Here is a 12,990-nt window from a genome sequence, read left to right as displayed (position 1 = left end):
CCTCACCAAATTTCTATTTCTGTTTCTAAATTAACTTTATAATTTTCGTAAATTTTTTCTTTTATGTATTTGATTAAATTTACAACATCATTATATGTAGCATTATTATAATTAATAATAAATCCTGCATGTTTTTCCGAAACTTTTGCACCACCAATCTTAAAACCTTTCAAACCAGCTTTTTCAATTGCACTACCAACATAAAAATCTTTTCTAGGTCTTTTAAAAACACTTCCCGCACTTGGGAATTCTAATGGTTGCTTTTCAACCCTTTTTAAAATTATCTCACGCATTTTTTCCAATATTACATCAGGTTCATCATTAAACTTTTTAAAAGCTACTCTTAAAATAATTAAATCTTTTTCCTCTTTAAATAAGCTATTCCTATAAGAAAAATTTAATTCATTAACATTAAAACGAACTATTTTATTTCCATCAAAAGCTTCTACGTATAATACCAAATCAGCAATCTCACTTCCATAAGCACCTGCATTCATATAAACAGCTCCACCGACGCTGCCAGGAATACCATATAAATTCTCAAAACCAGCAATCCCATTTTTTGCAGCTATATTACACAAACTCTTAAGATTTAATCCACTTTCACAAATAATTTTATCTTCTAAAATTTCAATTTTATTTAATCTATTTGTTGATAATATAAAAAAATCCATTTTTGAATCTTTAGGTAAAACATTAGTTCCATTTCCTAAAACTTTAACTTCTCTAATGTCCTTTAAAAATGAAAAAGTTTTAATAAATATTTCAATGGAAGGTGGGACAACAAAAGCATTTACAGGGCCTCCAATTCGAAAACTCACATGGCATTTCATTGGTTCATCAATATAAACATCATTACCGAATTTTAAAACTTCTCTAATAATCTTATTCCTCATTAAACACTACCACCTTATTTCTTCCAGTTTCTTTAGCTTTATACAATGCATCATCAGCATAATGTATTAACTCATCAGGATTATTAACCTTAGTTTCTGGATAACTTGCTATACCAAAACTCATTGTTACTTTAAATGGGAATTCATCTAATTTTTCTATTTTTTTTCTTATTCTTTCAGCAATTTCATATGCTTGACTTGGAGAAGAATAAGGCAAAAATATTATAAATTCCTCCCCCCCATATCTTCCAACAACATCTGTCAGTCTTACATTTTTCCTCAAAATTTCAGCAACCTTTTTCAAAACTTTATCACCTATCAAATGACCATACGTATCATTTATCTTTTTAAAATGATCTAAGTCACACATAACAACTGAAATTTTTTCATTAAACTTTATTGCTCTTCTAAACATCTGTGATAATTTTTCAATAAAATAATACCTAGTATACAATTTTGTAAGAGGATCAAGAAAACTTCTCAACTTTAAAATTGAAGATTTTAATGAAGTTACAAAACCATATTCAATAATTTCAAGAAAATCTAGAATGTTATATAAATTTTCTTGTGTAGCTGATAATAATGGGTTTGAGACATAAATCTCATAATGTAAGTATTTATCAACTCTATCAGAAATCTTTATTTTTAAAGGATCTGAGAAAATCCCATCTTCTTTTAAAACATCATCTGTATTTGAAAATTTGTATTTCTTCTCAATTTGTCTATCCTCAACAAAAATATAAACATCAGTAACTGGTAAGTACTGAACTATTTTCCCTGCAAAATAATTTAATAGATTTTGTGGATCTTCAATTTCCTCAATTGCTTTTAATTCTTCTAAAAGATTAATTGAAAGATTTGCTTTTTCAAAGTAACTCTTCAAACTTTTAGAAATATTTTCGGAATCTACAAATTTAGAAATATTTAAAGATTTTTCAAAAAATGGCTTCAAAAAATCATCTTTCTTTTCAATCATTTTTAAGTAATTTTTAAATCCCATTTCTTTGTATAAAGAGTAAACCTTTGACATATATATTTGATGTTTATAACTTTTACCAATAGTCTTATAGTATTTTGCATATCCTTCATACAATAATGCAAGAGATAATTTTAACCCCTGACTTGAATATTCTTTTTCCAAAAAATTTAGTTGTTCAAAAAATCCATCTGGATCTACTTTGGTAATCTTCTCTCCAAAAAGTGCATAAATTTCCTCGCGCCACAAAAAAATTTCTGAATCTCTATATTCCTTCCAGATTTTACCAAATTCATTTAAATCTTCTGTAAACGCTAATTTTAAAAAGTATTCAAAACCATATTGTCTAAAAAAACTTTTATCTTTCACATTTTCATAAATCTTTTTTGCCTCTGAAAATCTTCCTGAAAACAAATAAAGCATTATTAAAGTTCTAAGAAATGTTCCTCTTATATTTACAGTATCAATTATTCTTTTAAAACTTTGAAGATCATTATACCCTTCCTCAAATTCTCTATTATAAATGTGAAACAAAACTTCTAGACTGTATGTAGAGGCAAGTTCCGGTTTTAAATTCCTAAGTTTAGCTATTTTTCTAACTTTATTTAACTCTACAAAGAATTTATCAATTTGCCCCATATATAACATTATTCTAATTTTATCCAACATTGACAAGATTGCAATGTTTGAAAGCCCTGCTTTTTCCGCATATTGAATCGATTTATCTAGCAAATTATCTGCAATTATCATGTTTGAAGTATTTAAAGATAAATCTTTAAATACAATCGAAAGAAGATGATATATTTTATTTTTTTTAGCAATATTTTTAGCCTTTTCAAAGTAAAAATCAGATAATATTCTATTCCTCTGCGAATATAGATTACCAAGTAAACGTAAAGCTCCTATTTTCAAACTACAACCAAATGACGTAGTACAGGAAATATCAGAAATTTTCTGTAACACTTCTAAATCTATTTTCTCATATTCTTCAAGCATATATAAAGTTTGATAATATAATAACTTTCTCCTATAATCTCCTAAAAATCCAAATCCATTCAACCTTTCTTTATCTTCTTCAAAGTATTTTTTTAAAGTATCATATTGAAAATTTATTTGCATTTTTAAAATTTTCAAATATTCAAAAATTTTCTTATCGGGTATTTCAAAATCTACCTCTTTAAATGTTCTCTGATAAACTTCAAGCTTAAACCTAAGCAGAGTGTATAAAATCTTATCCCTTGGTATCAATTTTTCTGTTTCACTTATGAGATAAAGTAACAAATTAGGCGAATAATATTCTTCTAATCCTCTTCGAATGGATTTTATATAGTAAATAATAGCTTTACTTTCTTGATTTAACATTTTATAATGCCATGCAATTTTTTGATAAACACCAAAAAATGTCATTTTTGAATATTTTTCAATTAACTTTTTATGTAAATATTCCTTATTTTCTATTTTCTCATAAAACTTTTCCCAATATTGCTTTAAAGTAAATCTCCAGACATTATACTCTCTGTATAAAACTCCTTTTCCTTCAAGTAATTTAATTAAATCTTGAAAAGAAATATCGCACACTTTTTCAAGCAATTCTAACTCTTCATCGGTAAATTTTTGACCTAAAATTGCAATATTTTTAGCTTTTAAAAATAAATCTTCATCTATATTTTGGCTAATATCATATACTTGTTCAATATTAGTAGAAGACAATCTATCAAAATCACATTCCCAAACCTTTTTTTCTACATTCTTTACTAATATCTTTTTTTCTACAAGCAATTTCAGCACTTCAACCAATATGCCTGGATACCCAGAACTAATCTTAAACAAAAAATCAGTTAGAATATCTATACCGTTTATTTTAACAAACGATTTTTCAAGAATTTTTTTAATATCATCTTTCGAAAATTTATCTACATTAATAATAAATTCAAATTCATCAAATGTCTCCGTAGAAAATGCAATAATTTGGTGTCTATTAACAAAATTAAGTGATACAAGTTCTTTCAAAAATGATTTAAAATTATCAAATTTTTCCTGATAATCATCAACTAAAATAAACAAATCTCCTATACTATCAATAACTTCTCCAACAAGAGGAACAATAACATCTATTTTTCCACCATTTTTTATCACGTTAAAAAGCTCTTCAAGAACCTCATCAGCTACTTTTCCTGCGGCAACTTGTAATAATTGGTTAATCAATTGTGTAATACTAGTTGGCCTTAAAACTATCTTTCCTTCCATTTGAAGTCTATCTTGTAACATATTTAAAAGTGTGGTTTTTCCTAACCTTTGATCTCCAACAACCCCAATAAATTTATAACTCTTTTTATTTACTAACTCCAGTATTTTATACAACTCAGGCCTTTCAATTATTGGTATAACAAATTCGTCATTTACAAAACTCTGGTAGAGAGATGGTGCAACAAAATGTATTGTTCTTTCATTTAATTCTTCTTTTATCATATTTGGAATAATTGATTTAAAAAACTCGTTTTTCAAATTTAATCCTTCTAAAGCTTTACCAAAGACATATACTACAGATTTATCATTAAATTTAAACTCTTTTTCAAACTCTGGAGCCACAAATGTCCGAATGTTTTTTGGGGGAACAATATTTTTACTCAACCAAATAGGAGGTTGAATAATAACATCATTTTCGTTCAATAATATGTCATCATATGAAAAAACTGGAAATGAAAGATTTGGAATATGAAAAACTTGTTGAGCAATATTCAACATTTTGTAAGCAATTAGCTCTTTTGAATCCATGGAAAGTTTCTCAATATTTATTTCATTTTCTCCAAAATAAGGAAAAACTACAGTGTAAAATTTTTCTTCTACAAAAAATCTCTCAGGTTTTAAAAACTCATCCACATAAGAAATTAAATTCAAAAATATTGAAAAATCTCTAAAGTTACTAACTATTTTCTTGCTTATCTTCTTAATCCTTTTTAATTTACCATCTTCTTCAATTAAAAACTCGTCTCCGTTATAAGTTTTTCTAAAAAACTTTACGATTTTCATATGTTCCCCCCTAGGAATTCAAAAACTCATGGTTTTTGATTTTTAATTTCAGAAATAGTCAGTTTTACAACCTCATCCACTATATCTTCTATTTTTCCTTTAACTGAAGCTCCTGCAGCCCTAGGATGACCCCCTCCACCAATTAACAGCGCAACTTTACTTACATCAAACCATTCTTTCGATCTAAAACTGATATGGACTTCACCTTCAGTATACTCATAAAAGAATATTGCTACTTCAACGCCTTTTATTGAACGTATCTCGCTTACAAATCCACCACTATCTTCATCTGTACAATTTAACTCTTCATAATCTTCTTTACTTAAATAAGAATAAGCCAAAAGTCCTTCAGATTCTATTTTAAGTTTTTCTATCATTCTTGATAAAAGCTTAAATTGCTCTAACCTTTTATTTTCTAAAATCATTCTAGCAATCACATCTGGCTTTGCGCCAAGAGAAATTAGAGCTGCCGCATCCTTAAAAACTCTTTCATCAGCATTAGAATATCTAAAAAAGCCTGTATCTGTCTCAATTCCAAGTAAATTTATTAAAGCAAGTCTTTCATCATACTCTACTTCTAATTCTCTGTTTATTCTTAATATCATTTGAGCTGTAGCACCAAACGTTGGATCGACCCAATTAATATTTCCAAACAATGTATTAGTTGCATGATGATCTATTACTAAAACATTATAATCATTCAAATATTGTGAAAAACGCCCAACTCTGTCTGGACTTGACGCATCTACTATTGCAATAATATCCGGTGCAAAATTTTTTATATCTATCTCTTCAAAAGATTTTATAAGCGAAACTTCGTCTATTTCACTAAGGTAAGATGGTATTTTCCAATCAATAGCTGGAATAACTTCTTTACCAAGCTTTTTCAAACCAAGCGTTAAAGACAATACTGAACTTATATCATCACCATCAGGCATAATATGACCTAAAACCAAAACTTTATTAGCTTGTTTCAAATTTGCAACTATATTTAAAAAATTATTTGCTACCAAATCAGAGCACCTCCAAAGTTTTTAATATAATTTTTGAAAATGTGTCTTTTACTCTATTTGCAACTTCAACAACCTCTTTATGTGATAATGGTGTATCTAAAATTCCAGCAGCCATATTAGTTACACATGAAAAAGACAATGTTTTAATACCACAATGCTTTGCAGCAATAATCTCAGGAACAGTTGACATCCCAACTAAATCCGCGCCCAATCTTTTAAATGCTCTAATTTCGGCAGGAGTTTCATAGCTTGGCCCTAAAACTGCCATATAGACACCTTCTTTTAAGTTAGGAAACTCTTTCTTAACCTTTTCATACCATTCAAAATCAACTACACTGGACATATCAGGAAATCTTGGTCCAAAATATTCATCATTCGGGCCTCTTAAAGGATTTCTAAATTGAAAATTGATTATATCTTTTATTAATACAACATCTCCAGGCTCAAAATCTCTATTTATTCCACCTGCTGCATTAGTAATAAGTAATCTTTTAACACCCAATTCTTTTAATGTATAAATTACAAACTTTATTGTCTCAGGATTCCAACCTTCGTATAAATGAAATCTTCCTTTTAAAACTACAACATTTTTACCTGACAAATTACCGAAAACTAGTTTTCCTTCATGACCAGGAACGGTAGAATACGGAAAATTAGGAATATCTTTATACGATATTTCTGTTGAATTTTCAATTTTCTCAGCTAAAAAACCTAATCCTGACCCTAATATTAAACCAATTTCAGGCAAAATTTTTATTTGATTTTTTATAAAATCAACAGTTTCTTTTATTTTTTCATTCATTTTTTGCACCTCCTTTGTTATAATAATTATAGCATAAAATTTTTGAGGAGGAAAAAGCATGGTTAAGTTAAGTGGATCAATACTTGCTGCAAACTTATCAAATCTTGAAAGTGAAATTAAAAGAGTAGAAAAATTCATTGACGAAATTCACTTTGACACTATGGATGGACATTTTGTTCCCAACTTAACATTTGGCTATCCCTTAATAGAAGCTGTTAAAAACTGCACCAATCTACCTATAGATGTTCATCTTATGGTAACAAACCCTGAGTTTCATGTTGAGAAACTAAAAGACTACGATATTCAAAGAATTACTGTTCATTTAGAAACTACATATCATATACACAGATTGATATCAAGAATTAAAGAATACGGTTTTGAAGCATTTGTTGCAATAAACCCCGGAACACCTTTATACTTGATTGAAGAAATTATACCTTTTTTAGATGGTGTACTAGTAATGAGTGTAAATCCAGGATTTTCAGGTCAAAAATTTATTGCAAAGTCAATTGAAAAAATAAAAACACTAAAAAATTGGAAAGAAAAATATGGCTTAAACTTTTCAATCGCAGTTGACGGTGGGATTAATGAAACCAATGCTGATGTTGTTTCTTCGGCTGGCGCAGACATACTCGTAATGGGATATGGTATTTTTAAAAATAACAATTTAGAACAGTTTAGTAAACTTTTGAAAAAATGATTACTGCAATAGTTAGTCCATATTCATTTTCAGGATCAATTTTAAAAATTGAAGACGCAGTTAAATATGCACGTATCAATAACGCAAAATGTTTAATGCTTTGCGATGTTAATTTTCATGCTACTGTTAAATTTATTGACATATGTAAAAGTTATGGTATCAAACCTATTATTTCATTTAAACATAATAGTAAAGTATTTTATGCAAAAAATACATCTGAATTATACGAGTTATTTGAAGCATATAACAAAAATGATTTTTCAAAAATAAGCCTAAATTATATACCTCTAGAAGACATATATTTTGCATATTATCTTCCAGGCCAAAGGTATTTATACGAGATTTTTTCAAAATTTTTAGGTTGTAATCCTGTAGAAAAAGGAGTTTTAAAAAAGATTTACTGTGACTTACAAGTCTCAGATTATAACATAAAATCAAATCAAGTTCTTCCACACGCAAACAAAAATTTTCTTGAATTTAGAAATGTTAAGAATCCCATCTACAAAAAAAGAATAGAAAAAGAAGTTTCAATAATAAAAGAAAAAAATTTTGTTGATTACTTTTATACAGTTTATAAAATTATTAAAATAGCGAAAAAGAATAACATAAAGATTGGACCTGGACGTGGAAGTGCCGTTGGTTCATTAGTTTCATACTTTCTTGGAATAACAAGTATCGACCCCATTAAATACGATCTACTGTTTGAAAGGTTTTTGAATAAAGGAAGGAATGAACCGCCTGACATTGATTTAGATGTAGAAGATACAAAAAGAAAGTTGTTAATTGAAAAGATTAGGAAAGAATTTAAATATGTATATTACATTACAACATTTTCAAGTATTGGAGAAAAAACTTTAAAAAAAATTGCTTATGAAAATAAAATTTCATCAGACAAAATTAAATATCTTTTAAATCTTCCAATACATAAAAGTGTTCATGCTGCTGGAATAATCATCTCCAAAGAAAAGATTAATGCTCCAATAAAAGATCAAACAATAGAATGGGATATGGAATCACTTAATAAAATTGGATATATTAAATTTGATCTACTTGGTTTGAAAACTCTTACTATTTTATCAGAACTTGAGAAAAAATTTGGAGTTCCAAGGTTGAATGATCAAAAAACGTTCCATTTAATCTCAAAAGGTTTTACAAACGGTATATTTCAACTTGACAGCAATATAGGAAAAAAGGTTATTAGAACAATAAAACCTAGAAATATAAAAGAATTATCTATAGCTTTGTCATTAAACAGACCTGGTCCTTTAAAGGCTGGAATAGATAAAAAATATGCTAATTCAAAAATTGAAAATAGCTCACAGAAATTAGATGTTCTCAAAGATACTAATGGTGTTTTAATATTCCAAGAACAAATAATGAAAATTGCTACTGAGTATGCAAATTTCACAGAAGAAGAAGCAGATGTTTTTAGAAAGGCGGTTTCCAAAAAAGACAAGCAAATTATGGAACCTCTCTTAAAAAAATTAAAAGAGGGACTATTGAAAAAACTTAATCCAAATATTGTAAATGAATTGATAGAGACTATAACAGAATTTTCAGAATATGCTTTTAATAAATCGCATGCAATTGCTTATGCTCATATCACATACTATCTATCATATTTTAAAACTCATTTTCCTAAACAGTTTTACAAAACAATTTTAAAATATGATTCTTCAAAATCAGAAAAAATAATCTTAGAGCTTCATGCAAGAGGATTTAAAGTTATTCCACCAAACCTTACTCAAAACGAATTGGAAAATTTAGAAAATAATATTTTCGAAATTCCTATAACCTTAATTTCTGGAATTAATGAAAAAACTGGGTTGCAAATCATCAAAAACAAACCTTACGATTCATTACAAAATTTCTTGCAAAAAAATCCAAACATCAATTATTCAATTTTAGAGTCGCTTATAAAAATTGGAAGCTTTGATTACCTATCAGATAGCAGAAGAGCACTTCTTGTTCAGTTAAAAGAATTAAGAACCGGAATTAATACAAAAATGTTAGAAATATCTAGTTCACTCTTTGGAAAAAAGTTTTCCAACGAATACAAAACAGAAAAAAGATGGGAACGATGCGACATGGAATATACAACTGTAGGATTTTGTATTTCAAAACCTGTAGAAAAGGTCGAAAACAAATTATCCCCTCTTTCTTTAGCATTATCTCGAAATCAAAAAATTGCATCCCATGTTTCAGTAATTGGTGGATATGCAACAGATGGAATTTCTACTATAAAATTAAATGTACCTGATGGTGAATATACGATTATACCAGAGAAAGATTTTTTAATCTTTCAAGGTCAAAGAAAAATTTTGTACGAAATTGAAAAACTAAATTCTAAAGAAGATATTGAAAAGGGCAATGAATTTGAATATGTTTCACTTAAAGAAAAAAGAATAAAAATAAAAAATGCAAGACCTGTTTTAGATGAATATATAATCTTCGTAGAAGGTGAAAAAAATGTTTATTAACGAAAAAATTTGTAAAAAATGTGGTGGTAAATGTTGTAAAAGTTATCCAGGAATTGCCCTCCCTAAAGATTTTGGAAATAGCAAAGAAGAAATATTACAAAAACTCACCCAAGCCCTAAAGTCTGGAAAATGGACAATTGATTGGAATAACAGAAAAAAAGAAGAATATTTTGTAAGGCCTGCAGTTAAAGGAAAAGAAAATTTGATTTTTGATCATTCAATTTCTGGCGAATGTGTTTTTTTAACAAAAACAGGTTGTAAACTTAAATATAATGAACGACCAAGTGGCTGCCTTCTTTTAGAACCAAAATCTAATGAAAAATGTATACAACATCTTTCAAAACGACAGGCCATAGAAGAATGGAGTAAATATAAAGACATTATAATTGAGGCTGCAATAAATGCTGAAGAAATTGAGGAGGATTTAATATGAAAAAATTTATAATTTTTTTAGCATTTTTTATTATATCTCTTGTAATAATTTTTATAAAAGGTTCAATATACACTGGTCCTGATGTATTTTTACCGGGATTTAAGTACGGAAAATCATTAAATGAAATTGACAATGAAAGTGTTAAAAATTTTGCAAAGCTCTCAAAAGATTTTAATGATGGAAATTCACTATTTGTCATTATCTATTCATATAATGGCTTCTTCAATAAAGAAAACACAAAAAAACTTTTAAATCTAACGAGTGAATTATTAAATGAACCTTACATATCTACAATTATATCTCCTGCAAATTTCCCAAAAATTGTTGGTTTTTCTATAACAACCTACATAAAAGATAATGTTCTCCAAAAAGAAATTTTATCTGATAAAAATGCAGGTAATTTAATCAGTAAAGATGGAAAATATTCAATTATAAATTTGACATTTAAACAAAATGTAGATGCGAGAAAATACATCACTAAAATTGAAAAACATGTAAAAAAATTCTTTGAAAATTATTATCTTTTTGGTGAGCCAGTAATTGATAGTGAGCTTTTTAAAGAATTGTTAAAGCAAATGTATATTTATCCAGTTATCATGTTATTACTAATATTGTTCTTTTTCTATTTTCAAACAAAATCACTTAAAGTTGCTTTTTTTTCAGTCTTTGCCCCAATTGTTTCTTCTATTTTTACAGTTTCCATTATATTTTTATTTAATAGACCATTAAACACATTAACAGTTATGATATTTTCATTTTTATTAATTATTGGTTCAGGATACGGTCTTCATTACTATAATGCGTACTTTAGAATCAAAGATTTTGAAAAAACTAAAAAACATATTCAAATTCCTATTATATTTTCAATGCTAACAACTGTCGCAGGATTTTTATCATTTTTATTTGTAAATATAGAATCATTTAAGGAGCTAGGATTATTAGTATCTATAGGTCTTATAATAAACGTTTTATTAATATTCAGTTTTAGCAAAGAAATTTTTAAAAATACCAGCCCTAAAAAAAGGCCAACAAACTTTGGTATAAAGTATTTTGGTGACAAAATTTCGTTTACCTTACTAATTATTTTTATAGTAATTGCAATCATATCTCCATTATTAATTAAAAATATTTCAATAAAATCAGATATGATTTCTTATTTTTCAAAAGATTCAAAAATAGGAAAAGCCTATAATATAATGGAGCAATTTTTTAATTTTAGAGAACCCATATTTTTAGTTTTAGAAAAAAACTCACCATTTATTGCAAGCGACAATAAAAAAATTAAAAATATTGTAGAAACTTTAGAAAATACTGAATATGTCTCTAATACAAACTTTCCAATTGATATTCCAATACCAATTCTTTACAATTATTCAAAAAATAATCCATTGTTAAAGTATTACATATCTTCAAATTCAAAAATTAGAATTATAATTAACTTAACAAAAAAAGGATATGAAAATATAGATGAAATTTTAAATATACTAAAGAAAATAACACCTTACAAATACTACGTTGCTGGTTCTGCACTAATTTGGAATGATATAAATAAAAATATATTAAATGCACAAATTAAGTCAATCATTTTTGCAGGAATATTAATATTTGCTATGGTATTTATAATTTTTAAATCAATCAGAATCACATTAAGTGTAATAATTCCAATAGGATTCACAACACTATTTAATTTTATATTTATGACTATTTTTAAAATCAATCTTGATGTTTCAACATCAATAACATCGAGTATACTAATGGGACTTGTCATTGACTATTCCATTCATCTTGCAAATGATGAAAAAAATACGAAATCTCCAGAAAAATCTGTAATAAACGTAGGGCCACCAATACTTGCAAATGGTATAGGCCTCATACTTGGTTTCTCCGTTTTATTATTCTCATCTTTAAAGTTATTTAAATCAATTGCATTATTAATAATTTTCGGAATTTTAATAGGATTAATTTTTACTCTTATTATTCAACCTTTTATACTTAAGAAATTTACTCTAATTAACAAGCACTACAGAGGTTTCAAAAAATAAAATTCAAACTTTTTTGGCAATTTATAACTATAATAATCAAAAATTAGAACAAGAAAAAAAATAAGTTAATAACTACAGATAAAATATTAATAGATTCAAACCTTTTTAAAGTTAGAACTAATGAAAAGGAATAAAAATAAGTAAAGATAGTAGAATCAAAAAAGAAAGATGATTATCATTTTAATAAAGACATGTGGTATAAACATTGAAAATAGAAAAATAAAACCAAATACATCTGAAAAAGAATAAAAAATGACAAATAGTATCAAGTAAGTTAAAGAAAAAACAAAAAACCTCTCCATATTCGGAGAGGTTAAATAATTAGGTATTAAGTTAACAAGACCCGGGCACTACCTACTCTCGCAAGGGGCGAACCCCTTACTACCATCGGCCCAAGGCGGCTTAACGGCCGGGTTCGGGATGGGACCGGGTGGTTCCCGCCTTGGTATCGGCACCCGGGAAAACTGGGTCACTCAAAAATGCATAGGGTTGATAGAGGTGAAGGCCTCGGCCGATTAGTACCGGTTGGCTTCACGCATTGCTGCGCTTCTACCACCGGCCTATCAAGGTCCTCTTCTCGAACCGGCCTTACTCCCTTATCGGGATGGGAGGTCTCAT

8 protein-coding genes and 2 rRNA genes are annotated in these 12,990 nt (G+C 27.7%); 4 read left to right on the top strand and 6 right to left on the bottom strand.

Annotated features, from left to right (window positions below; all coding sequences use genetic code 11):
* Positions 1–2 precede the first annotated feature (2 nt).
* The 4 genes from murB to EO083_RS07385 are packed head-to-tail and all read right to left on the bottom strand — an operon-like array spanning position 3 to position 6,717.
* Positions 3–896: a UDP-N-acetylmuramate dehydrogenase gene (gene murB, locus EO083_RS07400; protein WP_126993523.1), complete on the bottom strand. Its 894-nt coding sequence runs from the start codon at positions 894–896 to the stop codon at positions 3–5.
* Complete coding sequence (locus tag EO083_RS07395) at positions 886–4,902, bottom strand: GGDEF domain-containing protein (protein ID WP_126993522.1); 4,017 nt, start codon at positions 4,900–4,902, stop codon at positions 886–888. The genes murB and EO083_RS07395 overlap by 11 nt, the downstream gene beginning before the upstream one ends.
* 26 nt (positions 4,903–4,928) lie before the next feature.
* A complete protein-coding gene (locus EO083_RS07390; RefSeq protein ID WP_126993521.1) occupies positions 4,929–5,915 on the bottom strand; it encodes a DHH family phosphoesterase in 987 nt (328 codons plus the stop codon).
* Position 5,916: 1 nt separating this feature from the next.
* Positions 5,917–6,717, bottom strand: coding sequence for a purine-nucleoside phosphorylase (locus EO083_RS07385; RefSeq protein WP_126993520.1), 801 nt, complete (start codon positions 6,715–6,717; stop codon positions 5,917–5,919).
* A 58-nt stretch (positions 6,718–6,775) separates the two neighbouring features.
* Here EO083_RS07385 and rpe point away from each other — a divergent pair, with 58 nt between their 5' ends.
* From rpe to EO083_RS07365, 4 genes are read left to right on the top strand one after another with little or no spacing between them, the layout of a single operon-like run.
* Positions 6,776–7,417, top strand: coding sequence for a ribulose-phosphate 3-epimerase (rpe, locus tag EO083_RS07380; RefSeq protein ID WP_126993519.1), 642 nt, complete (start codon positions 6,776–6,778; stop codon positions 7,415–7,417).
* The gene (locus EO083_RS07375; protein WP_126993518.1) at positions 7,414–9,897 is read left to right on the top strand and encodes a helix-hairpin-helix domain-containing protein; all 2,484 of its coding nucleotides are present in this window, start codon (positions 7,414–7,416) and stop codon (positions 9,895–9,897) included. Before rpe ends, EO083_RS07375 begins: the two co-directional genes overlap by 4 nt.
* Positions 9,887–10,330, top strand: a complete 444-nt coding sequence (locus EO083_RS07370; protein ID WP_126993517.1) for a YkgJ family cysteine cluster protein — start codon at positions 9,887–9,889, stop codon at positions 10,328–10,330. The genes EO083_RS07375 and EO083_RS07370 overlap by 11 nt, the downstream gene beginning before the upstream one ends.
* A complete protein-coding gene (locus EO083_RS07365) occupies positions 10,327–12,372 on the top strand; it encodes an efflux RND transporter permease subunit (RefSeq protein WP_126993516.1) in 2,046 nt (681 codons plus the stop codon). Before EO083_RS07370 ends, EO083_RS07365 begins: the two co-directional genes overlap by 4 nt.
* Before the next feature lie 342 nt (positions 12,373–12,714).
* On the opposite strand, the gene rrf is transcribed toward EO083_RS07365, so the two are convergent.
* Positions 12,715–12,831 (bottom strand): 5S ribosomal RNA (rrf, locus tag EO083_RS07360).
* A gap of 36 nt (positions 12,832–12,867) precedes the next feature.
* Positions 12,868–12,990 (bottom strand): 23S ribosomal RNA (locus EO083_RS07355); the annotation flags it as partial.

The sequence above is a fragment of the Thermosipho globiformans genome (assembly GCF_003990895.1).
Classification (GTDB): domain Bacteria; phylum Thermotogota; class Thermotogae; order Thermotogales; family Fervidobacteriaceae; genus Thermosipho; species Thermosipho japonicus.
This window is presented reverse-complemented; position numbering and strand designations above follow the sequence as displayed.